Origin of the sequence: Streptomyces violascens (assembly GCF_014649955.1) — a bacterium.
GTDB classification, from domain to species: Bacteria; Actinomycetota; Actinomycetes; order Streptomycetales; family Streptomycetaceae; genus Streptomyces; species Streptomyces violascens.
On the sequence record NZ_BMUA01000003.1, the window covers coordinates 507,959 to 534,245 of the forward strand.

Sequence of the window (26,287 nt, forward strand, 5' to 3'; positions counted from 1 at the left end):
CGGCGGAGCGAGCCACCCTCCTCCCGCGAACCCCCGGGCCCTACAGAACTGCTGCGTACCGGCGCCCCCGCCGATACACAGCCGCCCAGGCCCGGATACGTACCCCGGACACCCTTTCCAGTGCCCCCTGCCGCACTCGAAGTGGAGTCCCCGTGACCGCCCAGCCCCTCGCCCCGTTCCCGCCCCACCCCGCCCCCGGCGTAGCGGCCGCCACCACCGAGCTGTCGAAGGTGTACGGCAGCGGTGACACCCGGGTCGTCGCCCTGGACCGGGTCAGCATCGGGTTCCGGGAGGGCGAGTTCACGGCGATCATGGGGCCATCCGGATGCGGCAAGTCCACCCTGATGCACTGTGCCGCCGGGCTCGACTCGGCCAGTTCCGGGTCGGTGCGCATCGGCACCACCGAGCTCAGCACGCTCAACGACCGCCAGCTCACCGAGCTCCGCCGGGACCGGATCGGGTTCATCTTCCAGGCGTTCAACCTGCTCCCCACGCTGACCGCCCTGGAGAACATCACCCTTCCCATGGACATCGCGGGGCGCAGGCCCGACCAGGCGTGGGTCCAGAGGATCATCGGCATGGTCGGGCTCACCGACCGCCTCTCGCACCGGCCCGCCCAGCTCTCCGGCGGGCAGCAGCAGCGCGTCGCCGTGGCCCGCGCGCTCGCCTCCCGGCCCGCGATCGTCTTCGGCGACGAGCCCACCGGCAACCTCGACTCCCGCGCCGGCGCCGAGGTCCTCGGCTTCCTGCGCGACTCCGTACGCGAACTCGGCCAGACCGTCGTCATGGTCACCCACGACCCCGTCGCCGCCGGCTACGCCGACCGCGTCGTCTTCCTCTCCGACGGATCCCTCGTCGACGAGATGGTCCGCCCCACCCCGGACCGCGTCCTCGACCGGATGAAGGACCTCGACACCACCCGGTCGCCGCTCAGCTGACACACCCTCACCTCATGCTCCCCGTCGGCCATTTGCTGAAAGCCCACCCATGCTGAGAACAGCCCTGCGCAACGTCCTGGCACACAAGGCCCGTCTGGTCATGACCGTCCTCGCGGTCTGCCTGGGTGTCGCCTTCGTCTGCGGCACCCTCGTCTTCGCCGAGTCCTCCGCCGCCGCCTACCGTGCCGCCGCGTCGAAGAACTTCGCCGGCATCGCGGTCACCGTGACCCCGAAGGACCCCCCGCCCGGGAGCACCACGAACAGCGACGTGCTCGACGACGCCCTCGTACGGAAGCTGGCCGACGTGCCCGGGGTCACCGCCGTGCGGCCCTCCGTCGACGGCTCGGCCACCCTCGACGCCGCCGACGGCAGCCCGCTGCGGGCCGGCAAGGCGTGGGCCAACCTCGCCGCCGCCTACGTACCGAACGCCGACGGCAAGGACAGCCGCTATCCGCTGGCCGAGGGGCGCGCCCCTGCCAACGCCGGCGAGCTCGCCGTCGACCGCGGCACCGCCGATGCCGGGCACCTCCGCATCGGCGACACGGTCACGCTCGCCACCGACGGGCCCGTCATGACCAAGCGGCTCGTCGGCATCGTCACCACCGAGGACACCCGGGTGACCGCGGGCGGCACCCTCGCCCTGTTCGACAAGGCCACCGCACAGCGGTTGTTCACGACCCCGGGCCACTACACGTCGATCGACCTCGCGGGCGAAGCCAGTACCGACCAGGTCACCGCCCTGCTCCCGGCCGACCGGGCCCTCGCCACCAGCGGGGCCGCGCAGGCCGCCCAGCAGGCGGCCAACGTCGACATGATGACCCGGGGCTACCAGAAGATGCCGAAGATCTTCGCCGGGGTCGCGCTGTTCATCGGGTCGTTCCTCATCGTCAACACCTTCACGATGCTCGTCTCGCGGCGCACCCGCGAGATCGCGCTGCTGCGGGCGATCGGTGCCACGCGCCGCCAGGTGGTCCGTTCCGTGCTGTGGGAGGCCGTTCTGGTCGGGCTCGCCGCGTCGGCGGCCGGGTTCGTGGCCGGGCTCGGCATCGCTTCCGTACTGCCCGACCTCCTCGGCACCGCTCAAGACCCGCTTCCCAACGGCCCGTTGGTGATCGGAGCGCGTCCCGTCATGGCGGCGCTCGGCGTCGGCGTGGGCATCACCGTGCTCGCCGCCTGGCTGCCGTCCCGCAGGGCCGCGAAGATCGCGCCGATCGAGGCGCTGCGCTCGGCCGAGCAGCCGCCCACCCCCACCGCGTCCCGGGTGCGCACGGCACTCGGCGCGATCCTGCTCGTCGCCGGGGCCGGGCTGCTCGTCTCGCTCACCGGTGCCAAGGACGCCTCCGACGCCAACCTCCAGAACGCCATGTTCGGCTGCGCTCTGCTCGTCGCCGCCCTGATCACGCTCGCGCCGCTGCTCGCCGTCCCCGTGATCCGGCTCGGCGGACGGCTGACCGGCCGCTTCGGGGTCACCGGACGCCTCGCCCGCGAGAACGCCCTGCGGGATCCCCGGCGTACGGCGGCCACCGCGTCCGTCCTCGTGATCAGTACGGCGCTGGTCGCCGGGCTCGCCGTCATCGGCAACTCCACCGAGCAGGCCCTCGACCGCCAGGCCGCGTCCGGCCTCACCGCCGACTACGTGATCGGCAGCCGCACCACCACGACCGCCATCGACCCGGCCGCCCTGAAACGCGTGGCCGGCACCCCCGGCGTGAAGACCGCCTCCGCGGTCGCCGACTCCACCCTGTTCACCGGTGGCAACGTCCGCAGCATCTCCGGCGTCGACCCCGCCACCGTCGACAGCGTCATGCGGCTCGACTTCGTCAGCGGCTCGTCGAAGGATCTCGGGCCCGGCCGGATCGCCCTCTCCAGCTCCGTCGCCCGGGAGCAGGGTGTGAGCACCGGCGGCACGGTCAACGCCCACATCGGCCCGGGCAACGACTTCAGGCCGTACACCGTCATCGGCGTCTACCAGGACAATCCCATCGCCGACGACGCGCTCGGCGCCCGCAGCGAGGTACAGCAGCACAGCTTCAAGCCCGGCAGCGTCCAGCGGATCCTCGTGCGCACCGACGGCGGCGCGGTCTCGAAGGCCACCGAGGACCGGCTCCGCACCGCCACCGGCAACAGCCCGCTCGTACAGGTCAAGGACCGCGAAGAGCTCGTGCACGAGGCCGCCGGGTCCATGGGCGAGTTGCTGACCCTGATGTACGGGCTGCTGGCCATCGGCGTCGTGATCTCGCTGCTCGGCATCGTGAACACCCTCGCGATGTCGGTCGCCGAGCGCACCCGCGAGATCGGCGTGCTGCGCGCCATCGGCATGGACCGGGCCGGGATCCGGCGGATGATCCGGCTCGAAGCGGTGACCGTCGCCGCGTTCGGCACGCTGCTCGGCCTGGTGGGCGGCCTGTTCGGCGCCTGGGCGGTCGGCTCGCTGGCCAACGGCGCGATGGCGCAGTACTCCCTCTCCCTGCCCTGGGGCACGCTGCTCCTCGTGTGCCTCGTCTCGCTCACGACCGGCGTGGTCGCGGCGGCCGTCCCGGCCCGCCGGGCCGCCGCGCTGAGCCCGCTGGAGGCCGTCGCCGAGACGTGATCCGGTCCCGGCCCCACGCCGTGGCAGACTCGGCAGAGGTAGCTGCCGGAGGGGGGAAGGCGTGGGGTCGTCGGAGTTGCTCATCGTCCTCGACCGGGACGGGAGTACGCCGTTGCAGCAGCAGGTCTGCGACCAGATCACGGCGCTGGTCCGGGCGGGGCAGCTGCGGCCGGGGGACAGCGTGCCCGCGTCGCGCGAGCTCGCCCAGCAGCTCGACGTGTCGCGGACCGTCGTCACCCGGGCCTACGAACTGCTGCGGGCCAACAACGTCATCACGGCCAGGCGCGGCTCGGGCACGAAGGTCGCGCCCCGGGCGGCTGCCCCGCCCCAACACCCCGCGCCCAAGGCCGCGTTCGCGCCCCAGCCGCCCCGCGCCACCGACGGCAGCAGCGCCCTGTGGCAGCCCTGGGAGCCGCCGCCCACGCACCATCCGAGCACCGCTCTCGACTTCCGGCACGGCACCCCGGCGCTCGCCGAGTTCCCCGTCGCCCGCTGGCGCCAGTCGCTGCACGACGCGTACGGCCGCGCCGATGTCGCCTCGCTCGGCTACGGGGCCGCCGAGGGCTCGCCCACCCTGCGCACGGAGATCGCCACGCTGGTCCGCCAGAGCCGGGCCCTGGACGCCTCGCCCGACCACATCATGGTGACCAGCGGCGCCACCCAGGCCCTCGACATCCTGGTCCGCATGCTGGTCGGGCCGGGCGACGTTGTGGTCATCGAGGACCCGAGCCACACCGTGCTCCGCCAGGTCTTCGGCTGCTCGCAGGCACACGTGGTGCCGGTCCCGGTGGACGGACAGGGGCTGCGGGTCGGCGACATCGACGCCTGCGTACGCGCCCACGGGCACGACCCGGCGCGCGTGAAGCTGGTGTACGTGACGCCCTCGCACCAGTTCCCCACCGGGGTCATCCTGTCCGAGGAGCGGCGGCGCGGGCTCCTCCAATGGGCCTACGGACACGGGGCGATCGTCCTGGAGGACGACTACCACAACGAGTTCACGTTCACCGGCGAGCGCCTTCCCGCACTCGCCGCCGAGCGGCACCGCGACACCGTCGTCTACGTCGGCAGCTTCAGCAAGACGCTCTTTCCGGCGCTGCGCATCGGCTACGCGGTCCTGCCGCAGCCCCTCGTGCAGCCCTTCCTCGGCATCAAGTGGATCACCGACCGGCTCACCCCCACGGTCGCCCAGGACGCGCTGGCCGACTTCATCTCCACCGGCGCCTACGCCCGCCACATCAGCCGCATGACCCGCCTCTACCGCCAGCGCCGAAGCCGCCTCCTCGAAGCGCTGTACGAGCACTTCGGGGCGGAGGTGCGCATCTCCGGCGAGGCGGCGGGCCTGCACGTCCTGGTCACGCTGACCGGCGCGCGCGGCATCCCCGAGGAGCGGATCGCCGAGGTCGCGGCCGGGCGCGGGGTGCGGATCTACCCCGCGTCGGGCTACTTCGTCCAGGACCCGCCCGCCGAGCCGACCTTCCTCATGGGCTACGCGGCCCTGCCCGCCCCGCGCATCACCCGAGGCGTCGATCTCCTGGCCGACGCGGTACGGGAGGCGACGGGACGGGCTTCCAACTCCCGCTGAAGGGGCGCGAGTTCAGATTAGGCCTCCGTGAAACGCGGCCGGTGGAAGCGGTCCCGCAGCGCGTGCGGGACCGTGCAGTCGAAGTGGGCCTTCGCCGTGCGGCCGTCGGCCGAGACCGTGGCCGAGTACGCCGGGGACTGCGTCGGGTCCAGCGGGAAGCCGAGCCGGTCGGGCAGGACCGCCACGTCGCGGTCGGCCTGGAGCCGGGTGGTCATCGCCCACCACAGGTCCGCGTCCGACTCGATGTCGACGTCCTCGTCCACCGAGACGACCAGCTTGGCCATCCGGAACTCCTCCAGGACCGACTCGGCCGCCTTGCGCACCGCCTCGTCGTCCGCCGGCGACCGCTTGGGCAACCACTGGAGTACGACCATGAGCTGGCCGCCGCCCGCCGTGTGGCAGTGCACGGCCTTCACCGGCGCGTCCAGCTCCCGCAGCCGCGCGAGCACCGCCGCCTCCATCCCGAAGCCGAGCAGCACCGACTGCTCGTGTCCCGGCCCCGAGACGGTCTGGAAGATCGCGCCGTCGCGGGCCGTGATCCCGGCGACCCGGACGGTCGGCAGACCGGGGTGCGCCCGCCCCTGATACCCGAGGAACTCCGGTGTGGCACATGGCCCTTGGGGATTCTCCGGAGCCAGGTCGCCCAGCAGCTCGCCCTCGATCACGTACTCCGCGTGCGCGATGCACTCCGCCGCCACGGTCCGGCAGTCCGTCAGCTCGACCGGAGCCCCGCCGAGGGCGCCCGCCACCGCGAGTTCGTCAACTCCGGCCGGTACGAGGGACGTTGGACAGCACGACGAAAGGAGCACTGCCGGGCCGAGGCCCACGTGGATCGCCACCGGCAGGTTCGTGCCCCGGCGGCGGGCCGCGAGGTGGGCGGCCTCCAGGTCGCGGCCCGGCACCATCCAGATGGAGAGCCGGTCGGGGCCCTGGACGCACATCCGGTGGACGGAGAGGTTGCGTACGCCGGTGTCGGGGTCGGTCGCCAGGACCGCGCCGAGCGTCAGGTACGGGCCCGCGTCCTCGTCGGTCAGGACCGGCACGGGCAGCGCCGTCAGGTCCGGCGCGAGCAGGGTGCGCGCGGGCTCCCGGCCGCCCCGGCTGCGCACTGGAGGGACCGGCGCGGCCACCGCGTCCAGGATCCGGTGCGGGAGTTCGGCCGCAGTGGTCCCGAGCAGGGCCGCAGCCCGGCGCCGGGTTCCGTACAGGCCGATGAGGACCGCCCGGCCGCTCGGCCCGACCCGCTCGAAGAGGACGGCGGGGCCCGGACCAGTCGGCGGCGGGGCCGGTGTGCCGGCCCACTTCGCGTACCGGGCGGAGACCCCGAACCGGGCCGGGACCTCCTCCCGTTCCCGCACCAGCTCGCCGGGCATGGGATCGAGCCCGGCGAGCGCGGTGCGGAGGTCGGCGAGCCGGCGCCCTGTCATGCCGCGCCCTCGCGGACCTTCCGGGTCTCGGCCGCGGCCGCCCGGCGTTCCGCGAGCAGACCCATCTGAAGGTCCGTCAGCTCGGTGATCAGGGTGCGGTAGACGCTCTCGGCGATGCCCGGCGGCATCCCCTCGTCGGCCGCGAGGCGCCGCACCTTCTCGATGACCTGGGCGACCCGGCCGGGCGAGCGCACCGTCTCCTCGTCGTTCTTGAACTCTGTCAACTCCCGCACAACAGCCGTGCGCTGGGCCAGCAGGGCGATGATCTGCCGGTCCAGGGCGTCGATGGAGACGCGCAGCTCGTCGATGCGTTCCGGCCCGGTCACGGCGCGGGGACCTCGTCGATCACGTACACGACGGTCTGCTCGGTGTCGGAGCCCTGCGAGCGGTGCCGCTCGTCGCCGGGGATGATGAAGCCCATGCCGGGGCGGCACGGCACCGAGCGGTCGTCGAAGTGGATCGTGAACTCGCCCTGGAGCACATAGCCCTGGTGACCGTGCTCGCACCACTTCAACTCGTTGAATCCGGCGGGCAGTTCGAGCAGACGGACCCTGCGGCCGCCGGTGTAGGCGATCTTCACCCGGCCGACGGCGCCGGGCTTGTCCCACTTCTCCCACGGGATGGCGTCGAAGTCGATGCCGACCAGGGCGGGGGTGGTGGTGCTCATGACGGGGCTCTCCTCAGTGATGGCGATGGAGGTGGCGATCAGGTGACTCAGGAAACGGAACGGCTGCGCTCCACGCGCTCGTTGCGGTCGTCCAGGGGCAGCACCGGCTCCCCCGTGGCCGAGCGGTGCCTGCGCAGCAGCAGGGTCATGTCGATCATCCGGTGGGCCATCCGCTCCAGGGCGTCGAGGCCCTCGGTGTCGTTCAGGCCCGGCTCCGGCGAGGTGTTGCGGATCAGCGCCGGGAAACCACTGCCGACCAGGATCATCCGGTTGAGCAGCAGGTTGTCGACGAGCTGGTTGTGCACGGAGGCGTCGCTGTAGCGGCGGCCGGTGACGATGATGCCGCCGACCTTGTTGGCCAGCGGGCGGTCGAAGCGCAGAAACCCGACGCCCGCCCGCTCGATGAAGATCTGCATGAGGTGCGCGAGGCCGAAGCCGTGCACGGGCACGGCGTAGATGATGCCGTCGGCGCGCTTCATCTCCTCGACGATGGCCGGCATGTCGTCCGGCAGCGCGCACGGGATGGTACGGCTGTTGCAGTCGCCGCACGGGCTGCACGGCGAGATGCGGTGGTCGCGCAGGTACACCGTGCGGAACGTGGCTCCCCGGCCCCGCACCAGCTCCCCCGCGTAGTCGAGGGCGAGATCGGTGTTGCCGCCCGCCCGCTCGGACCCCGATATGCCGAGGATGACGGGTTTCTCGGTACGTACTGCTCCTTGCATGTGCTTCCCCCATTGCCTACTGGTCCTACGGGGGCGGGCCGTGGCGGCCCGCCCCTCCCCCGGACCGTCAGTCAGTCCTTGAGCTTTCCGGCGAAGTAGTCGATGTACGCCTGCATGTCGAAGTGGCCGTGGCCGGAGAGCGAGAACAGGATGCTCTTCGCCTCCCCGGACTCCTTGCAGGCCAGCGCCTCGTCGATGGCCGCGCGCACGGCGTGGGTCGACTCGGGCGCGGGCACGATGCCCTCGTTGCGGGCGAAGGTGACCCCGGCCTCGAAGCAGGCGGTCTGCGGCACTGCCCGCGCCTCCAGGAGGCCGAACTCCTTGAGCTGGCTGATGATCGGCGACATGCCGTGGTAGCGGAGCCCGCCCGCGTGGATGCTCGGCGGCACGAAGTCGTGGCCCAGCGTGTGCATCTTGGTGAGCGGCGTCATCCCGGCCGTGTCGCCGAAGTCGTACTCGAACTTGCCCTCGGTCAGCGTCGGGCAGGACGACGGCTCCACCGCGATCGCCCGCACCGAGCGCCCGCCGCGCAGCTGCTCGCCCAGGAACGGCAGGGCGAGCCCGCCGAAGTTGGAGCCGCCGCCGGCCGCGCCGATCACGATGTCCGGGTAGTCCTCGGCCAGCTCCATCTGGAGCAGGGCCTCCTTGCCCATGATCGTCTGGTGCATCAGGACGTGGTTGAGCACCGAACCGAGCGCGTACTTGGCGGTGCCACCGCTCTTGACGGCCGCCTCGACGGCCTCGGAGATGGCGAGTCCCAGGCTGCCGGGCGAATTCGGGTCGGCGGCCAGGGCTGCGCGCCCGGCCTCGGTGAGCTCGCTGGGGCTCGCGGTGACGCTGGCGCCGAACGTCTCCATCAGACCGCGGCGGTACGGCTTCTGCTGGTAGCTGACCTTCACCATGTAGACCTCGCAGACGAGGCCGAAGTACTGGCAGGCCAGCGAGAGGGAGCTGCCCCACTGCCCGGCGCCGGTCTCCGTGGTGAGGCGCTCGACGCCCGCCTGCTTGTTGTAGTACGCCTGCGGGATCGCGGTGTTGGGCTTGTGGCTGCCCGCCGGGCTGACGCCCTCGTTCTTGAAGTAGATGCGGGCCGGGGTGTCGAGGGCCTTCTCCAGACGCCGGGCCCGCACCAGGGGGCTCGGCCGCCACTGCTGGTAGACGTCGATGACGGCGCCCGGGATGTCGACCTCGCGGTCGGTGGAGAACTCCTGGGCTATGAGCTCCGCCGGGAACAGCGGCTCCAGGTCGGCCGGGGTGATGGGCTCGCGGGTCCCGGGGTGCAGCATCGGGTCCAGCGGCTTCGGCAGGTCGGCGACCACGTTGTACCAGGTGGTGGGGATCTGGGCTTCGGACAGGAGGAACTTCGTCTGGGACATGAACACTTTCCTGTGAGTGAAGTGGAGCCGGTACGGAGTTGGTCGGAGTGGGGGAGGTCTAGGGGGTGTTCGCCGGGGCCGCCTCGGACTGCGGGTCGGCACCGGTCTTGAGTGCGGCGGACGGCCTGATCCGCAGGAGCGCGAAGCCGGCCATGCCGATGAGCGGGGCGAGCAGCAGCGTCACGAAGACGGGCCGGTAGCCGTCGGCCGACCACAGCACGCCCAGGCCGACCGGCACGACGAGCCGGGCCAGGCCCAGGACGAAGCCGTTCAGGGCCATGAAGCTGCCGACGCGGCGCTCGTCCACGTGGTCGGCGACATAGGTGGGCACGACGACCGACACGATGATCTCGCCGAGCGTCCACACCACGGTGGAGAGCAGCAGCGCGGGCAGCGAGAACCCGAAGACGATCACGCAGAGCCCGAGCGTCCACAACAGCCCCGCGACCATGAGCAGCGTCTTGGTGCCGTAGCCGCGCATGTGCTTCTCCATGAGCAGCCCGAGGCTCACCACGACGACACTGTTGATCGTGTAGACGGCGCCGACCAGACCGGCCGAGTCGTGCAGGACGGTCGTGACCGCGAGCGGCAGCGCGTATTCGAGGCCGATGAGCGGCACGACGTAGAAGAAGGATACGAGGACGAGCAGCAGGACGTGATGGTGTCCGAGCGGGCCCGAACCGCCCTTCTTCTTGAGCGGGTTGACGTCTTCAGGGTTCTTGGTGCGGCGGTCCCTCGGCACCCAGAGCGTGATCATCGCCGCGCACAGCAGGCCCGCGAGGATGTTGCCCGCGAACATGACGTGGTACGAGTACGCGGCGGCGACCCCGCCCAGGAGCGGGCCCACGCCCATGCCGAGGTTGTTGCCGACGTAGCTGATCGTGTACGCGAACGGGCGCTGCTCGGGGGTGGTCAGGTCGGCGACCAGGGTGTTGGAGGCCGGGCTGAACATGCCCATGCCGACGAGGGCGACGAAGAGCAGTGCCGCGTACGTCCAGGGCGCGCCGTCGAGCAGGGCGAGGCCGAGGTAGCCGGCGGCGTTGAGGATCAGCGCGCTCAGCAGTGCCGTACGCCGGCCCCTCAGGTCGCACAGCGGACCGCTCAGGAGGCTGCCGACCAACAGGCCCGTGCTGCCGATGGAGATGAGCAGGCCCGCCTCGCCGGGGCTGAGGTCCTTGCCGCGCACCAGGTAGACGGCGAGCAGCGGGAAGACGAACATGCCGGCGCGGTTGACGAAGGAGGCGAGGAACAACACCCGTAAGGCGAGGGGAAGTTCCTTGAAACGCGCGACCCACAGCATGGCCCTAGGCCTCGGTCTCGACGCGGAAGCTGTCCCGTACGGTCTTGAAGCGGGCCTTCACGTCCTCGAAGTCGACGCCCTCGCAGACGTACCAGCCGAGTACGTCGTTGGAGGCGGTCGGCGGGGCGAGGACGTCGCCGACGCGCTTCCACACGTCGGCGTCCACCACGCCTTCCAGGGCGGTGAGTTCGGCCGCCGAGGTGATGGCGGTGATCTTCCCGTACTCGCCGGACGACAGGTACTCGGTGCCGACCTCCGGGCCGAGCCGGGCCGCCGGGCGGTGCTCGGGGTCGAGCTCCAGGCGGCACCACTCGCCGGCCAGGTTGATGCCGCGCCCCGCCTCGATGGCGGGCACGATCGAACCTCCGCCGGCCCGGGCTCCCGCCTCGCCGAAGACGATCTCGCCGTCGTCGAGGAGGAAGAACTCGGCGTGCACGACGCCGGTGCTCAGGCCGAACCCGCGCAGCACCACCGCGTTGAGCTCCAGGATGCGCTGCTCGCGCGCGGACAGGTCGTGCTTGCGGGAGATGGTGCCGCCGGGCTCGTCCCGGTACTCCAGGACGGAGTACGTGTACTGGGAGAGCTGCTCGAAGACGGCCTCGCCGCGCTGGAAGAGGGAGTCGACGTGGAACTCGGTGCCGCGCACGAATTCCTCGACGCGGTATTCGTGCCGGTCGTCGCCCATCTCGCCCCAGACCCGGTCGAGTCCGGCCCGGTCGTCCACGCGGTAGGTGTTGCCGCAGGCCCAGCCCGCGTACGGCTTGATGACGACCGGGTAGCCGACCTCTTCGGCGAACTCGGCGACCGCCGTGACGGTGTCGGGGCGGCACGAGCGGGCGACGCGCACGCCGAGCTCCTCGGCCCTGCGGTGCATGACGTTCTTGTCGCGGAAGTTGAGGGCCTGGTCGGGGGTGAGGCCGGGGATGCCGTGGTCCCGGCGGGCCCGGCTGGCGGGCAGGACGTCGCCCTCGAACAGCGGGAAGATCCGCTCGATGCGGTGCTCGGCGACGATGGTGGCGACCGCCGCGCGCACGGCCGCCGTGTCGTCCAGGTCGGCGTGGTACTGGGGCAGCCCGTCGGCCTCGGGGGCCTCCCAGCCGGTGGGCAACAGCACCACACTGGCCACGCCGAGCTCGGCGGCGGCCGCGACGACACTGCGGAACTGGGCGGTGTAGCGCCCCGCGGCGGGCCGGTAGACCACCAGGATCGAGGGGTTCATGCGGTGCTCCTCATGCGAGAGACGAGTCCGGTTTCCGGGTCCGGTTCCGAGTCCGGATTCCTCCGGCGCGTGGGCTGCGGCATCAGCGGACGGTCGCGGCCGACGGGGCCGTGAACAGCTCCCCGCTCGGCGCGGTCCGGTCGAGCACCAGGGGCCGTCCCGGCTCGGCGCCGAGCTCGGTGAGCGCCACGACGAGCCGGTCCAGTGCCTCGTCGACGACGGCCCGGCCGCCCTCGTGCGCGGACTCCACGGTGAGCAGCAGCCTGCGGCGGCCGACGTCGGTCTTGACCACGTCGCCCTGGCGCCAGTTCCAGCGCCGCGAGTGCGCGCGGCCCTGCCCGTCGGCGTAGACGACCTCGCCCGGGTCGGGGGTCTCGGTGGCGCCGGGTGCGCCGAGCGGCGCGAAGACCTCGTTCCCGTACGCGAGCCGTACCTCCAGCTCGCCCTGGATGTCGCCCACATCGCAGGACGCGACGGGCAGCCGGCTGTCCAGGGAGACCGCGTTGCACAGGTCGACCAGGGCGTTGATCCGGGGCAGCCGGTCGCCCTTGGCGACCCGGCGAAGCACCGACTCGGCGGCGCAGGGGAACTTGTTCGGGTTGACGTCGACCGTGCGGTAGGCGTCCCGCCAGGCGGCGATCGCGGGCAGCGCGGACACGTCCGCCTTGCTGAGCCCGGCCGCGTGCAGCGCGTCCTCGGCGGCGGTGAGCCGCGCGTCCACCTTCTCGGACTCCCGCACCACATCGACGTCCGGTACGGCGATCAGGCCGAGCACATAGCCGGGCACCCGCTCGCCGAGCCGCGCGTCGATGGTGACGGTGAGGGCGCCGGCGAGGCCGGGCCTGCTGGGGGAGGTCTCCATGGAGGTGGGTTCCTTCGATTCCGTGGCTTCGCTGGGGCTGTGTCCGTGGCTGTTTCCGGGCGGACCGCTGATGACGGTCCGACATTAGGGAGCGGGCGGGGCCCGGCTGTGGCCAATTCCCGGGAAATCCAGAAGTCCACTTGGGGCCGGGCCCACCCGCCCTCAGCCGGACTTCCCGGTCGCCGGGGCGGGCGTGGCGGGAGCCTGCCGGCCGGCAGCCGGGCCCGCCGCCTTCACCCGTACGCCGATGAGCGCCGTCCCCAGGGCGAGCACCGCGAGGACCGCGCCGAGCTGGCCGAGCCGGTCCAGGCCGTGGGCGCCGCCGTGGGCGATCACCCGGCCGCCGATGAAGCCGCCGAGGGAGATTCCCGCGAAGGTGGCCGAGGAGTTCAGGGAGAGGAGCAGCGGCCCGGAGGTGGGTGCGATCGCGAACAGGCGGTGCTGCTGCGGGGGTTGGGTGGCCATCGCGGTGACGCCCCAGGCGCCCATGGCGAGTACGGCGGTGGCCAGCCCGTCCCGGGTCAGGGGCAGGGTGGCCAGGACCACGGCGAGGCCCGCGACGGACACGAGCAGTACGGGCGTCGCGCCGAAGCGGTCGGTGGCCCGCCCGCCCAGGACCGTACCGCCCACCGCGAGCACGCCGAAGACGAGGAGCAGCAGCGCGAGCGTGGTGCCGTTGCCGTCGGTGGCCGGGGCGAGCACCGCGCCGATGTACGTCAGGACCAGGTAGCCGCCGGTCATGAACAGCAGGGTGGTGAGCACGGTGAACAGGGCGCGGGTGTCCCGCACCGGGGCGAGCCGGGCCGCGAGCCCGGGCGATGCGGGCAGCCGCACCTCGGGAAGCCCGCCCGCGACGGCGGCCGCGCACACCACGCCGAGCCCCGCGAGCAGCCAGAACGTGGAGCGCCACCCCAGGTCGGCGGCCAGCCAGGTCCCGAAGGGCACGCCCGCGACGGTCGCCGCGGAAAGCCCGCCGAGCACCACCGCCATGGCCCGGCCGCGCCGCTCGGGCGCGGACAGGGCGGCGGCGGAGGCGGAGGCCGCCGGTATGTAGAGCGCGGCGCCCGCGGCGGTCGCGACCCGGGCCGCGAGCAGCCAGCCGAGACTCGGGGCGAGCGCGGACGCCGCGTTGCCGAGCGCGAAGACGACGAGCGAGATGACGAGGACGGTACGCCGCTCGACCCGCCCGGTGAGCGCGCCGAGCACGGGCGCGAGCACGGCGTAGGTCAGCGCGAAAACGGTACTGACCCACCCCACGTCGGCAAGGCTGGATTTCAGTCCGTCGACGACTTCGGGCAGCACCCCGGCCACCACGAAGGTGTCCGTACCGATGGCGAACGCGCCCACCGCGAGGACCGGAAGGACGGGAAGTACAGCTCGGGTCCTGCTCATCACGAGGCTCCAGCCGGGATACGGGTACGGAAGGGGGTCGGGTCGCCCGCCACGGGGGTGCCGCCGAGCAGGACGAGTTCGATGGCGCCGGGGCGGCTGAGGACGGTGATGTCCTCGGCGGGGTCGCCGTCCGTGACGACGAGGTCGGCGAGCCGGCCGGCCGCGACCACACCGGCGTCGTCCCCGCGCCCGGCGAGCCGCGCGCCGTTGGCGGTGGCCCAGGTCAGCACCGTGGGGGCGGGGATGCCCGCCAGGGTGACGTACAGCTCCAGCTCCTTGGCGTAGGTGCCGTGCGGGGTCCAGGCGAACCCGAAGTCGTCACCGGCCACGACGGGGATGCCGAGCTCCACCATGAGCGGCAGGATCCGCAGCGTGTTGTCGATCTCGGCCTCGAACTCCAGCGTCTCCAGGTACTCGCTGGTCTTGCCGTGCTCGGCGCCGGTGGTGAGCAGCATGTGCGGCTGGTAGAGGCTCGGCACGACGAAGATCCCGCGCTCGGCGATGGCGTCGAGTGCGGCGTCGTCGGCGTAGGTGGCGTGATCGATGACGTCGACGTCGGCGGCGATGGCGTTGCGGATCCCGCCGAGCCCGCGCGAGTGGGCCCGGACTTTCGCGCCGAGCCGGTGGGCGGTGTCGGCAGCGACCTTCAACTCCTCGGCGGTGAAGAGGAGTTCATGCGACCGCCCGTTGGGAAAGGTGTCGTCCCCGGAGGAGAAGACCTTGACGATCTCGGCTCCCTGGTCGATCTCGCCGGCGACGTACTGGGCCATCTCCTCCGGTGTGTCCGCGAGCCGCATCAGATCGGACGGGATCCGCTTCTTGACCTCGGGGTTACGGCGCTCGGGCGGCCCGGACACCATCAGGTCCCGGCTGCACGGGGTGATCCGGGGCCCGGCAAGGCGCCCCGCGTCGACGGCGCGCCGCAGCGCCATGTCGATCCCCGCGACGGAACCGGCCCCGACGAACGCGGTGTAGCCGAGCGCGAGGAGGTTGGTGGTGTTCTCGGCGGCGGCGAGGGTGACCTCGGGGATGGAGTGCTTGAACAGCATCTCGCGCCCGTCGAGAACGTTCAGGTAGGCGATGTGGGTGTGGCCGAGGGTCATGCCGGGCATGACGGTGCGGCCGTCGAGGTCGAGCACGTCGATGCCGTCGGCGTGCAGGGGGGCGAGGCCTTCGGGGAGGACGGCTTCGATGCGGTCGCCGTCCAGCAGCACGCTGCGGCTGGGCAGCGAGGCCCGCCCCAGGCCCTCCTGCACGGTGGCTCGGTGGAGCAGGGTTTTCCTGCGCGGTGACGCAGAGGTTCCAGACATTCCAGGTGTCTCCGATCAGGTGGGTTGAAGGACCCTGGGGCTCCGCCCCAGACCCCGTTCGCGCCTCAAGGGCGCTCGTCCTCAATCGCCGGACGGGCTGAAATGCCCCGGCACGGACCGGCATGGACGCTGCCAGGGGCGCGGGGCTGTGACACTGTGCGGCTCCGCCGCGATGGGGGTCCCCCTGTTCGAGCGAAGCCGAGAACTCGGGGGAGCGACCAGCCACGCACGGTCCGCGGCCGACGAACAACGCGCCCCCGAGCGGGCTCAGCCAGACCAAACCCCCTACCCACGCCCCCCGGGAGGTTCCGCCCGCCCGAACAGCGTCCAGATGATCTCCGCGCCCGGCCGCGTGGCCACCCATCGCAAGCCGTGCGCACGCACACCCGGCGCATTGGTGACGGCCAGCTCCGCGCCCCCATCCGCCAGGATCGACGCCGCGTGCTGTGTGGAGGACGCCTCCACCCACACGACCTCCCGCCCCCGCAGCGAGGCCGGCACGACCTCCGCGTAGATCCGCCGCACCTCCCACATCGCGGCGACGGACACCGGCCCCTCCCCCGGCACAAGCGGCACGCCGGGTGCCGCGGCGATTCCGTACTCGGGCGTCGCCTGCGGAAAGAACGCCCGCAGTCTGAGGTCCCGATGCCAGTGGAACCCGGTGAGCCCGCCATACGCACTGGGCACGAGCGCCAACTCGACGCCTCCGCCGAGGAGTTGCTCCAGTACGTCGTCGAACGTGGCGAACAGTTCGACCCGTAGCCCATGCTCGGCCGCCAGGAATCGCGCGGCCAGGTCGCTGGACGTCCCGGCGGGGCCGAGCGTGCCCAGCGTCGTGCCGGGTCGCGAGGCCCACCGTCCGGTCAGCTCGCTCCAGCGCGCGGTGTACTCCTCGGTGAGCACCCCCGTCAGGGCCCCCGGGTCAGTTGTCGTAGCCACGGTTCGCCGCCATTTTCCGTGCGACCTGGGTCTCGTGGTCCGGCGCGGTACGGCGGTCCACGATGCGGGCCGCCTTCCAGCTGACGAAGGCCCCCGTGCTGACGATCGGGTCGAGCCCGTCGCTCAGCTCGACGGCGACGGGCACCCCGAGCGCCTCCGAGGCCCTGGCCCGCACCGCCTCCCGCAGAGACCCGGCATCGTCGACAAGCCCCTTGAGCAGTTCGAGCCGTACGGTCAGCCGGTCCTGCCCGCAGGCCTCGTCCCGCTCGATGACCACCTGGTACCCGGCGGACCCGGTGACCCCGGTCATGACGGCCGTCTCGATCTGCCCGGCGGTGAACCGCCGCCCGCCCAGATCGAGCCGGTCCAGGGTGCGTCCGACGATGCGTACGAGATCGCCCGGCATCTCGCACCCGCAGTCGGACTCCTCGACGACGACCGCGTCACCGGTGCGATAGCGAACGAGAGGCTTGACCCCGTCGACCAGCATGGTGACGGTCAACTCGCCACTCCCGCGCGGCCCTTGGGAATCACCGCTCTCCGGGTCGACGACCTCGATGACGTAATTCGTCTGCGAGAGGTGCATCCGCTTGTTGCGGCAGGCGGTCGCGATGACGAACGCCTCCTGCGAGCCGTACAGGATGTTGTAGACGTCGGCGCCCCAGACCGTCTCCAGGTTGTGCGCGAGCGCCGGGGTGCACATCTCGCCGGTGACGAAGAGCAGCTTGACGGAGAAGTCCTCGCGCAGGTCGTAGCCGTAGTGCTCGGCGGCCTTGGCGAGGGTGAGTGCGACGCCGGGCGTGCAGCAGATGACCTCCAGTTCGAGGTCCTTCATCAGCTGGAGGGCCTTCTCGAAGCCGATGACGGGCGAGTACGGCCAGATCTTGGCGTTCATCGAGCCGGTGTTGCGGGCGATGTCCCCGAGGGTGTCGCCGAACGAGTGCACCTCGGTGGGGCCCATCAGGCCGATGCGCGGGGCGTGTTCGCCGAAGTGGTGGCGGAAGATCGACGCCCAGGATTCGGTGATGTGGGCGTTGCTCGCCACGATCTCGCGCCCGTCGCGGGGGCAGGGGGTGGCCCGGCCGGTGGTGCCGGTCGTCTCGTAGAAGAAGAGGGAGTCGGCGAGCGGTCGGCTGAGAACGTCGAGCATCTCCTCACGCAGGTGTGCCTTGGTGGTGAAGGGGAGCGAGGTGAGGTCGTCGGGTGTGACGGACGCGAGATCCCTCCCCTTCAAGTGCCGTTTGTAGAACGTGGATTGGGTGCGGACCTGCTCAAGCACCGTGGCCAGCTGTCGCGTACGCCAGTCGCGCAGGGCGGTGTCGGTGAGGGTGCGGTCGTAGAAGGCCCGGTGAAGTTCGAGGTAGCGCGCAGCGAAGTCCGCGGCGGGTCCGGTGCTGGGCAGCCACATGGCTGGGTCCTTTCGGGAGTGGTCCGTGAAATGGGCGGCACGATGCGAGCGGGGAAGCGCCGGGGCTCCGCCCCAGACCCCGTTGGGCTGGGGGAAGCCGGTTTTCCTGGGGCTCCGCCCCAGACCCCGTATCGCGCCTGAAGGGCGCTCGTCCTCAAACTCCCCCAAGGCCTCAAGGGCCAGGGGGACCCCCATGACAGGCTGAAGGTGCCGGTGCGGGCCGGCATCGATCCCCCTGCAGACGCATGGGCCGGTCCGCATACCCCTAGGGGCGCGGGGAACTGCGCAAACGGCCCCGGCGGCCCGCAGCCGAACGACCGCCAGCGCGTGTCGCGGCCGCGCTACCGGCCGACGCCGGCCACCCTCGCTCCCTCCAGGAAGTTGGAGAACAGCCGCATCCCGCCCTCGGTCATCACGCTCTCCGGATGGAACTGCACCCCCTCGATGGCCAGCGAACGATGCCGGACGCCCATGACGTACCCGTCGTCCTCGGACGTAGCCGAAACCTCCAGCACGGCGGCCGGCGGCTCGGTGACGATCAGGGAGTGATAGCGGGTGACCGTCAGCGGGTGGGCCGCGCCGGCGAAGACGCCGAGCCCGTCGTGCCGCACGGGGCTCGTCTTGCCGTGCATCAGCCGCCCGGCGACCGCGATCTTCGCCCCGTACGCGAGCCCGATCGCCTGGTGCCCGAGGCAGACGCCGAGCAGCGGCACCCGTCCGGCGAAGGCGTGCACGAGCTCGACGTGCCCGGAGTCCGCCGGGTGCCCGGGGCCGGGGCCGAGGACCACCGCGTCGGGGACGGAGGCGACGAGCTGCTCCACGGAGCGGGTGCGCGAGCGCACCACCTCGGTCTCGGCGCCGAGGCTGAGCAGGTACTGGTCGATGATGTGGCTGAAGCTGTCGTACGCGTCGACGAGAAGGACCTTCACTTCTGGAGCTCCTCGCCGGTCAGCGCCCAGTACGTGGCGCTCATCTTGGCCAGGGTCTCGCGCCATTCGGCGGCGGGCTCGGAGTCGGCGACCATCCCGGCCGAGGCCTGGGTGCTGTAGCGGACCCCGTCGTGCACGGCGGTGCGGATGCACAGCGCGAGCACCGCGAAGCCGCGCACGTCGACGAGGCCGAGGGCCCCGGCGTAGATGCCGCGCGGGTGGTCCTCGATGTCGTTGATGATCTCCATGGCGCGCAGCTTGGGCGCCCCGGTCATCGTGCCGGCCGGGAAGGTGGCGCAGATCGCCGCCCACACGTCCGTACCGCTTCTGACCGTGCCGGACACGGTGGACACCAAGTGGTGGACGTACGCGAAGGGTTCGACCTCCATCATCGTGTCGACGGAGAGCGTGCCGGGTTCGCAGACCCGGCCGATGTCGTTGCGGCACAGGTCGACGAGCATGACGTGCTCGGCCTGCTCCTTGGCGCTCTCGCGCAGTTCGGTGACCCGGCGGGCGTCCTCGGCCGGGTCGTCGGCGCGGCGCGCGGTCCCGGCGATGGGCCGCATGGAGATGGCGTCGTCCTCGACCCGGATGAAGAGCTCGGGGCTGGCACCGATGACGGTCCGCCCCGCCCAGGGGACGAGATACATGTAGGGGGACGGATTACGGTGCCGGAGCCGCCGGTACACCTCAAGCGGCGTCAACTCGGTCTCGACGTCGATCCGGTGACCGATCTGGATCTGGTAGCTGTCGCCGATGCCGATGTGGTGGAGGCAGCGTTCGGCGCGCTCGATGAAGGTGGCCTCGTCGACGGTGTCGCGTACGGAGGAGGCGACGGGCGCCTCCGGTATGTGCTCGTCGGCCGTCCCCCGTTCCCGTACCGCATCGACGACGGCACGCAACGCCGGCTGACCGGCCTCCTCGGCCAACTGGGGTCCATGGGACGCCAGGTGATGGACCCGCCCGCTCTTCAGGTCGTACCAGACCGTGTCCTTGAAGAGGGTGAGCGTGCAGCGCGGGAGCCCCGACTCGGGCTGGGTGGAGGGGAGTTCCTCCATCGCCCAGGCCGCTTCGTACGACAGCGTGGTGAGGAATCCGAAGGCGAAGGTGCCCGTGGGCACGGCGGTGTCGACGTCGAACAGGGCCTGGACGGCGCGCAGGATGCGCCAGACGGTGCCGGGTTCGCGCACGGGCCACTGGCGGGTGGCGCCCGTCGCATCCGCAACCGCGCCCGCTTCTCGGGTCGTTGCCGAGAGCACGGCGGCCAGCCGGTCGCCGAGCGGTCCGGAGGCTACGAGTTCCAGCCGGTCGGCGTGAACACGTAGTTCGGCGAGGCGGCCGTAGCCGACGGCGGCGTAGTGGCGGTCCTGGTCGGGGCCGTCGAGGCTTTCGAAGAGATAGACGTCACCTTGTTCCCGGGTACGGGCAAGGGCTTCGTAGAGACTCAGCGCGTCGACCTGCGGAAGTTCCTCGGAAACGACCCGGACCGCAATGCGCGGGACCGCAATGGCCGGTTCCGGAATATCCGCCGCCGCTTGAGAGCGAGGCGATTCACCGTCGTACGCTGGTAGTTCTGACATCTTTGGCAGGTCTGACACGTCTGACAGCCCTGATACGTCTGACAACAAGGACACGTCGAAAGCCTTCCTGATCCGACTGGACCGCAGGGGCTTCGAGGAATGAGCAAACGCGTCGACAGCGCGCCGAAGACCAGGCACCGCACGTCACGCATGTCCCGGCCGGCCCGACTGGACCGCGGGACTCCCCCGCGCCACCCCCACTCGCCGATTTCCCCCGGCGACGAATGTGTGTGCCCAATGACTCCATCAAACGCGCGACCGACCCAGCCATACCACTTCGGCCTCCGGAGAGGAGACCACTTTGTCTCTGCAGCTCGCCGTCACTCTGGACCGTGAATCCCGACTCGCGCTGGCCGTTCAGATACGCAATTCGCTGCGCAAACTAATTGAGGACGGAACTTTATGGCCGGGCACGCGGATCCCGTCCAGCCGTCAACTGGCCCTGGATATCGGGGTTTCCCGCAGCGTCGTGGTGGAGGCATATGAACAGCTGTCGGCAGAGGGGTATTTGCAGACCAGGCACGGTTCGGGCACCACGGTCTCGGAGCGGGCCGGGGCGCCGGACACCCGCTCCACCCTCGTCCCGCCCGACCCGGAGGCGGCGCCCGAGGCGATGTGGGACCTGCGCACCGGCACGTCCAACGTGGTGGACTTCCCGCGCCAGGAGTGGATCCGCTGCATGACGGCGGTGGTCGCCGACGCGGGCCACCAGGAGCTCGGCTACTCCCCGCCGGCCGGGGTGCCGCAGACCCGGCGGGTCCTGACCGGCTATCTGGGCCGGGTGCGGGGCGTGCACACCCGTCCCGAGGACCTCATGGTCACCGCCGGCTTCGCCCAGGGCCTGGCCCTGATCTGCCGGGTGCTGCTCGACCGGGGCCACACCCGCCTTGCGGTGGAGGACCCGGGGCATCCGGGCGAGCGCGAGTTCGTGACGAGCTCGGGATTGCAGGTGGTGGGCATCCCGGTGGACGAGGACGGGCTACGGGTCGACCTCCTGGAGCAGAGCGGCGTACGGGCCTGCCTGCTGACCCCGGCGAACCAGTTCCCGACGGGCGTGCGGCTCAGCGTGCCGCGGCGGGAGCGGCTGATCGCCTGGGCGCGGGAGGTCGGCGGCTATGTCATCGAGGACGACTTCGACAACGCGTTCCTGCACCGCAGCGACCGCCTCCCGGCCCTGCAGAGCCTGGCCCCGGACCGGGTGGTGTACGCGGGCAGCGCGAGCAAGACGCTGGCCCCGGCGCTGCGGCTCGGCTGGCTGGCGGCGCCGTCCGAACTGATGGCGTCGGTGGAGTACGTCCGCGCGGGCTGGGACATCGGCTGCTCGGGCCTGGAGCAGCTGGCCTTCGCCCGCTTCATCGACACGGGCGCGCTGGACCGCCACCAGCGCCAGCTCCGTACGGAACTGCACCGCCGCCGCCAGACGATCCGCCGCCAGGTGGAGTCCTGCCTGCCGGGCGCGCGCCTGACCGGAGGCGACAGCGGCCTCCAGGCCTACGTCCAACTCCCGCCCCACATAGCCGAAGCGCCCCTGCTCCGCGCCGCCCGCCAACGCTCGGTCCTCACCCGGGGAGGCACGTTCTACACCCTCTCGGACACGACCCGCCCCCCGGCCCTGGTCCTGAGCTACGCGACGGTCCCGTGCTCGGGCCTCGTACAGAGCCTGCTGGCGCTGGGGGAGGCGTATCGGGAGGTGGGGGGATGAGGCAGGCTCGTCGCGGGCGGCCGGCAGACGCCGATCCGGTCGGACCCGCCCGGCCATGAGGCCGTACGCGACTACTGCGGGTTGCCGTTGGCCTTGAGGCGGGCGGACATTTCCGCGTGGGCGCGCTCGGACTTGGTGTTGGTCGGGTCGTGCTTCAGGCGGAGGTAGTCGTAGAGGACCTGCACGCACTCGTCCCGGGAGGCGTACGACGCGTCCGTGGTCAGATCGAGGCCCTTGGTGACCTCCATCAGCTTTCCGTCGGCCGCCGTGTACACCGGGTGCCAGACGAGCTTCACGTCCGGATTGAGCGCCATGACCACACGCAGCTGCGGGACCTCCTGCGCGATGAGGACGCTGTCGGGGTTGTAGGCCCGCAGGAAGATGTGGACGGGGCCGCGGGCCCGGTTCACGAACGCCTTGGACAGGACGTTCCACATCGGCGTCTTGAACTTCCACTCCTCGGTCAGCGACAGCTTGTCGACGACGCCGCCGAAGGGGGTGGACTCCAGAGGGGTGTGGCCCTTGGAGCGGGCGTAGACGCTGGTGTCGATGCCGCCGGACCACAGGGCCATCGTCGGCCGGTCGATCTCCAGGTAGTCCCCTATGAACCGCACCAGCTCCTGGTACCAGCTGTTCGACGCACGATGGTCACGCTGCTCCTGGCGTTCGCTGAACTTCGCCATGGCCTCGTCGTTGAGCGGCCCCTGTTCGGCGATGCCGCCCAGGATCAGCTGCCAGGCCGCGTCCGTCACGCTGTTGGGGAATCCCGCCTCGGCCATCATCTGGCAGAACGTGCCCCACTCGCCGTGCCCGGTGGGATCGGCGGCGTTGCGCTGAGCCGCCTCCCGGGCTCCGGGCTTCTCCTGACGCTGCACCCAGCGCGTCACGGCGGCGTTGCCCGCGGAGCGCTGGAGGGCGACGAGCCCGGCGGCGTCCGGCAGCTGCCGGACCGCGGCTTCCGGCGCCTCGTCCTGGGCCCGTGCCCTCGACGCCGCCGCAGGTGCCGGCGCCCGTGTCGGCGATGCCGTGGGTGTCCCTGTTTCTCGCACGCTGCCCAGCCCTCCACGTCACCGTTGTCACCATCCGGCCCAAGGACCCAAAGGGCCCAGGTTAGGGACTCGGCACGGCGATCGGGAGGACCGTAAGGGCAGCCCGGAGGGCAGCGGGCCTCACCCCGTCGGGCGGCGGCTCCACGCGTCCAGGGTTGTGGTGGTCGTGGCCGGGCGGGGGGTTCTGGTCCAGCCCCAGGCCGCGTATGCCGCTGCTGCCGGGGTGTTCGTGGGAGCGATCAAGGTCGTCAGGACGTCGGCCTCCTGGCGTTCCAGGAGTCTTTGCTGGAGGCGGGTCGCGATGCCCCGGCGGCGGCGGGAGGGCAGCACCATGAGTTCTGCCAGCGCGAACACGCGGTCCGCGGTGGCCAGTTCCTCGTCGCCGTCGGTCTCCGCGCCCCGGAAGCCGTGCCACCACTCGCCCTCGCGCCCCGGCGGGTAGCCGTACGCGCAGCCGACCAGGAACGGGTCCCCCGCGATGATCATGTCGAAGCCCGGGCGCTGCACGTCCTCCGCGAAGCGGCGCAGAAACCCCTGCCGCCCCAGCGACTCCGCGTCCTCGGCACCTTCGTACGCCGCTACGTACAGATCCGCGACGGATTCCCGTTGCTGCTCGGCCTGCCATCGGGACAGCCGCCGCAAGAACACCTCTGTCATCGCATCAGCGTGGCAGGTCACGGCCACTCACGGAACAGGTCGGATGGTGCCGCGCCCCGCGTTGACCCGATCCGGCGGGCGGCCCACACTGGCCGGATCATGGACGAGCAACAGATCGTGACGCTCCACGGCGAGCGGGCGCTCATCGACCGGGCCGGGCATCTGTTCGCGGGGGCGCGGCACGAGTTCCTGGTGGCCGCCGCCGACCCGGGGACCTGGTCGAACGGGGTACGCACCGCCTTCGCCGCCGGGCTGCGCCCCGCCACCGGGCCCGGCGGTCTCGCCCTGCGCAAGCTCTACACCCCGCAGGCCCTGCCCGACGCCCGGGCCGAGCGGCGGCTCACCAGGATGGCCGCCGGCGGGGCCCACATCCGGATCTGCTCGGCGCCGCTCGCCCAGGAGACCATCGTCCTGGACCGGCGCATCGCGATCCTCGCGAGTGCCCCCGGCAGCGGGACGCGTACGTACACCGTGATCCGTACGCCCGACGTCGTCGCGGGGCTCAGGTCGCTGATCCATGCCGCCTGGGAGTCGTCCCCGGACCTCGGCGACCACCTGCGCCGGCAGCCCGCGGAACTGGACGCGGAAGCGCGGCGGATCCTTCGGATGCTGGGCGCCGGGCACACCGACGAGTCGGCCGCGCGGCAGCTCGGGATGTCGCTGCGTACGTATCGGAGGCGGGTCGCCGAGCTGATGGCGGCACTGGGGGCCACCTCTCGGTTCCAGGCGGGGCTGCGGGCGCGGGAGCTGGAGGGCCGGTTCTGACCGCACCGGCCCGGTCTGCTTCGCCTTCGCATTCACCCTCACACACCCCGATGCAAAACGGCAGATGCGAGCCATAATCTCGTACATGACTCATAAACGCGTGGCCGAGCGGCACATGGCGGTGGTGGGTGCGGTCGACCGGCCGGTCGAGCTGAGCGTGGCGGAGCTGCGCGCACGGTGGCCGCAGCGGACGGCGGCGGTCACCTTCGACTGCGCCACCAGCGGCCCGCGCGCCCACACCTTCACCGGCCCGCTGCTGCGCGAGGTGATCACCGCGGCGGGGCCCGGGTTCGACGCGGCCCGCCGCAAGGACCGCTCCCGCTTCCTCCTGGAGATCACCGGCGAGGACGGGCACGCCACGGTGCTGTCCTGGGCCGAGATCGACGAGGACTTCGGCGACTCGCCGGTGCTGCTCGCCACCGCCCTGGACGGGATCCAACTGGACGTCCTCGGCGCCCAGTTGGTGGTTCCGTCGGACCGGTGCGGGGCGCGTTACATCAGTGGGATCACTCAGGTACGGCTGCGCGCGTGCGCCGGGACGGGCGCGGGCGGGGAAGTGGATCAGCTCGCCCGCCGCGAGGGCGGGGCGATCGGCAGGCCCGTGTAGTTCTCGGCGAGCTCGGCGGCCGCGTGCCGGGAGTGGGCGATGCGGTCGAGCTGGGACAGCTGGAGCCGGGTCTCGAACGCGGAGTGCGCCGGGTCCGTGTGGAGCAGCTCGGTCATGGCGTACGAGAAGTGCTCGGCGCGCCAGACCCGGCGCAGGCAGGTCTCGGAGTAGGCGTCGAGGAGTTCCGTCGAGCCGGTGACGTGCCGCTGGACCAGCGCGCGGGCCAGCACGACGACGTCGGCCACGGCGAGGTTCAGGCCCTTGGCGCCGGTCGGCGGCACGATGTGCGCGGCGTCCCCGGCCAGCAGGAGCCGCCCGTACCGCATCGGCTCCATGACCCGACTCCGCATGGGCAGCACCGATTTCGCGACGACGGGGCCACGCTCCAGTTTCCAGCCCGGGTCCGCGTCGGTCGCCAGGCGGGCGTCCAGCTCGTCCCAGATGCGGGCGTCGGGCCAGTCGGCGGGGTCGGTGCCGCCCGGGACCTGGAGGTAGAGCCGGCTGACGGTGGGCGAGCGCATGCTGGCGAGGGCGAAGCCGCGCGAGGAGTGTGCGTAGATCAACTCGTCGTACACGGGAGGCGCTTGGGCCAGGATGCCGAGCCAGGAGTACGGGTACGTGCGCTCGTACGTTCTGCGGAGCCCGGCGGGGATGGCGTTCCGGGCGACGCCGTGGAAGCCGTCGCAGCCGACTATGTGGTCACAGGTGAGGGTGGTGGGGCCTCGGTCTTGGTGGCGGTAGTGGATGGTGGGGGTGGGGGCTTTCGCATCGTGGATGCCGTGGATGCCGGTGACACCTTCTGTGCCGTCGGTGGCTTCGATGCCTTCGATGCCTTCGATGCCTGTCACTTCTGATCCGAACAACAGCGGGGCGCCGTCCGCCAGTTGCTGGGCCACCAGGTCCTTCACCATCTCGGTCTGCGCGTAGACCATCACTCGGCGGCCGCCGGTGAGGGAGGGGAAGTCGATGCGGTGGGAGCGGCGGTCGTACCGGAGCTCGATGCCGTCGTGCGGCAGCCCCTCGCGGTCCATGCGCTCGCCCGCGCCGGCGGACCGCAGGACGTCGACGGTGCTCTGTTCGAGGATGCCGGCGCGCTGACGTTGCTCGATGTACGCGCGGTCGCGGCTCTCCAGGACCACGCAGTCGATTCCGGCGTTGTGCAGGAGGCGGGCCAGCAGGAGTCCGGCGGGGCCTGCGCCGATGATGCCGACGGTGGTGTGGGTGGGGACGGGAGTGGAGGTGGACGTGGAGGCGCTGGTGGGCATG

General features: G+C 71.7%; 23 protein-coding genes. 6 read left to right on the plus strand and 17 right to left on the minus strand.

Going from position 1 to position 26,287, the window contains the following annotated elements; translation table 11 throughout:
* Positions 1 to 152: 152 nt before the first annotated feature.
* The 3 genes from IE206_RS10675 (at position 153) to pdxR (IE206_RS10685) (ending at position 5,110) form a co-directional block, all read left to right on the plus strand.
* Positions 153 to 938 carry an ABC transporter ATP-binding protein gene (locus IE206_RS10675; protein WP_189961801.1) on the plus strand — a complete coding sequence of 262 codons (786 nt, stop codon included), beginning with the start codon at positions 153 to 155 and terminating at the stop codon, positions 936 to 938.
* Between the two features lie 49 nt (positions 939 to 987).
* Positions 988 to 3,528 (plus strand): ABC transporter permease, encoded by a 2,541-nt coding sequence (locus IE206_RS10680; RefSeq protein ID WP_189961802.1) that lies wholly within the window; start codon positions 988 to 990, stop codon positions 3,526 to 3,528.
* 61 nt (positions 3,529 to 3,589) lie between these two features.
* Complete coding sequence (gene pdxR / locus IE206_RS10685) at positions 3,590 to 5,110, plus strand: MocR-like pyridoxine biosynthesis transcription factor PdxR (protein WP_189961803.1); 1,521 nt, start codon at positions 3,590 to 3,592, stop codon at positions 5,108 to 5,110.
* Between the two features lie 17 nt (positions 5,111 to 5,127).
* Here pdxR (IE206_RS10685) and IE206_RS10690 read toward each other — a convergent pair whose 3' ends face one another.
* The 14 genes from IE206_RS10690 to IE206_RS10755 form a co-directional block, all read right to left on the minus strand.
* Entirely contained in the window at positions 5,128 to 6,537 is a 1,410-nt protein-coding gene (locus IE206_RS10690; protein WP_189961804.1) for a UbiD family decarboxylase, read from the minus strand.
* Positions 6,534 to 6,863: a chorismate mutase gene (locus IE206_RS10695; protein WP_189961805.1), complete on the minus strand. Its 330-nt coding sequence runs from the start codon at positions 6,861 to 6,863 to the stop codon at positions 6,534 to 6,536. Before IE206_RS10695 ends, IE206_RS10690 begins: the two co-directional genes overlap by 4 nt.
* Entirely contained in the window at positions 6,860 to 7,204 is a 345-nt protein-coding gene (locus IE206_RS10700) for a cupin domain-containing protein (RefSeq protein ID WP_189961806.1), read from the minus strand. Before IE206_RS10700 ends, IE206_RS10695 begins: the two co-directional genes overlap by 4 nt.
* Before the next feature lie 47 nt (positions 7,205 to 7,251).
* On the minus strand, positions 7,252 to 7,926 hold the full coding sequence (locus tag IE206_RS10705) for a flavodoxin family protein (RefSeq protein ID WP_189961807.1): 675 nt from the start codon (positions 7,924 to 7,926) through the stop codon (positions 7,252 to 7,254).
* 71 nt (positions 7,927 to 7,997) lie between these two features.
* Positions 7,998 to 9,302, minus strand: coding sequence for a TrpB-like pyridoxal phosphate-dependent enzyme (locus IE206_RS10710; RefSeq protein WP_189961808.1), 1,305 nt, complete (start codon positions 9,300 to 9,302; stop codon positions 7,998 to 8,000).
* A gap of 58 nt (positions 9,303 to 9,360) precedes the next feature.
* Positions 9,361 to 10,602, minus strand: coding sequence for an MFS transporter (locus IE206_RS10715; RefSeq protein ID WP_226598545.1), 1,242 nt, complete (start codon positions 10,600 to 10,602; stop codon positions 9,361 to 9,363).
* A 4-nt stretch (positions 10,603 to 10,606) separates the two neighbouring features.
* Positions 10,607 to 11,821 (minus strand): ATP-grasp domain-containing protein, encoded by a 1,215-nt coding sequence (locus tag IE206_RS10720; protein ID WP_189961809.1) that lies wholly within the window; start codon positions 11,819 to 11,821, stop codon positions 10,607 to 10,609.
* Positions 11,822 to 11,903: 82 nt separating this feature from the next.
* Positions 11,904 to 12,683 (minus strand): B3/B4 domain-containing protein, encoded by a 780-nt coding sequence (locus IE206_RS10725; RefSeq protein ID WP_189961810.1) that lies wholly within the window; start codon positions 12,681 to 12,683, stop codon positions 11,904 to 11,906.
* Between the two features lie 162 nt (positions 12,684 to 12,845).
* On the minus strand, positions 12,846 to 14,075 hold the full coding sequence (locus IE206_RS10730; RefSeq protein ID WP_189961811.1) for an MFS transporter: 1,230 nt from the start codon (positions 14,073 to 14,075) through the stop codon (positions 12,846 to 12,848).
* Entirely contained in the window at positions 14,075 to 15,385 is a 1,311-nt protein-coding gene (locus tag IE206_RS10735; protein ID WP_189961812.1) for an amidohydrolase family protein, read from the minus strand. Before IE206_RS10735 ends, IE206_RS10730 begins: the two co-directional genes overlap by 1 nt.
* Positions 15,386 to 15,670: 285 nt before the next feature.
* Positions 15,671 to 16,324, minus strand: coding sequence for a prephenate dehydratase (locus IE206_RS10740; protein WP_189961813.1), 654 nt, complete (start codon positions 16,322 to 16,324; stop codon positions 15,671 to 15,673).
* The gene (locus tag IE206_RS10745) at positions 16,308 to 17,732 is read right to left on the minus strand and encodes a phenylacetate--CoA ligase family protein (protein WP_189961814.1); all 1,425 of its coding nucleotides are present in this window, start codon (positions 17,730 to 17,732) and stop codon (positions 16,308 to 16,310) included. The genes IE206_RS10740 and IE206_RS10745 overlap by 17 nt, the downstream gene beginning before the upstream one ends.
* 341 nt (positions 17,733 to 18,073) lie before the next feature.
* Positions 18,074 to 18,661 carry an anthranilate synthase component II gene (locus IE206_RS10750; protein ID WP_189961815.1) on the minus strand — a complete coding sequence of 196 codons (588 nt, stop codon included), beginning with the start codon at positions 18,659 to 18,661 and terminating at the stop codon, positions 18,074 to 18,076.
* Positions 18,658 to 20,241: an anthranilate synthase component I family protein gene (locus IE206_RS10755; protein ID WP_189961816.1), complete on the minus strand. Its 1,584-nt coding sequence runs from the start codon at positions 20,239 to 20,241 to the stop codon at positions 18,658 to 18,660. Before IE206_RS10755 ends, IE206_RS10750 begins: the two co-directional genes overlap by 4 nt.
* A 301-nt stretch (positions 20,242 to 20,542) precedes the next feature.
* Here IE206_RS10755 and pdxR (IE206_RS10760) point away from each other — a divergent pair, with 301 nt between their 5' ends.
* Positions 20,543 to 21,943, plus strand: coding sequence for a MocR-like pyridoxine biosynthesis transcription factor PdxR (gene pdxR, locus IE206_RS10760; protein ID WP_189961817.1), 1,401 nt, complete (start codon positions 20,543 to 20,545; stop codon positions 21,941 to 21,943).
* A 71-nt stretch (positions 21,944 to 22,014) separates the two neighbouring features.
* Here pdxR (IE206_RS10760) and IE206_RS10765 read toward each other — a convergent pair whose 3' ends face one another.
* Entirely contained in the window at positions 22,015 to 22,992 is a 978-nt protein-coding gene (locus tag IE206_RS10765; protein WP_189961818.1) for a hypothetical protein, read from the minus strand.
* Between the two features lie 120 nt (positions 22,993 to 23,112).
* Positions 23,113 to 23,649 (minus strand): GNAT family N-acetyltransferase, encoded by a 537-nt coding sequence (locus IE206_RS10770; protein ID WP_189961819.1) that lies wholly within the window; start codon positions 23,647 to 23,649, stop codon positions 23,113 to 23,115.
* A gap of 99 nt (positions 23,650 to 23,748) precedes the next feature.
* Between IE206_RS10770 and IE206_RS10775 the strand changes: the two genes are divergently transcribed.
* The gene (locus IE206_RS10775; protein ID WP_189961820.1) at positions 23,749 to 24,414 is read left to right on the plus strand and encodes a helix-turn-helix domain-containing protein; all 666 of its coding nucleotides are present in this window, start codon (positions 23,749 to 23,751) and stop codon (positions 24,412 to 24,414) included.
* 85 nt (positions 24,415 to 24,499) lie between these two features.
* A complete protein-coding gene (locus IE206_RS10780) occupies positions 24,500 to 25,021 on the plus strand; it encodes a molybdopterin-dependent oxidoreductase (protein WP_226598543.1) in 522 nt (173 codons plus the stop codon).
* On the opposite strand, the gene IE206_RS10785 is transcribed toward IE206_RS10780, so the two are convergent.
* Complete coding sequence (locus IE206_RS10785; protein ID WP_189961822.1) at positions 24,976 to 26,286, minus strand: 4-hydroxybenzoate 3-monooxygenase; 1,311 nt, start codon at positions 26,284 to 26,286, stop codon at positions 24,976 to 24,978. The genes IE206_RS10780 and IE206_RS10785 overlap by 46 nt on opposite strands.
* Position 26,287: the final 1 nt, after the last annotated feature.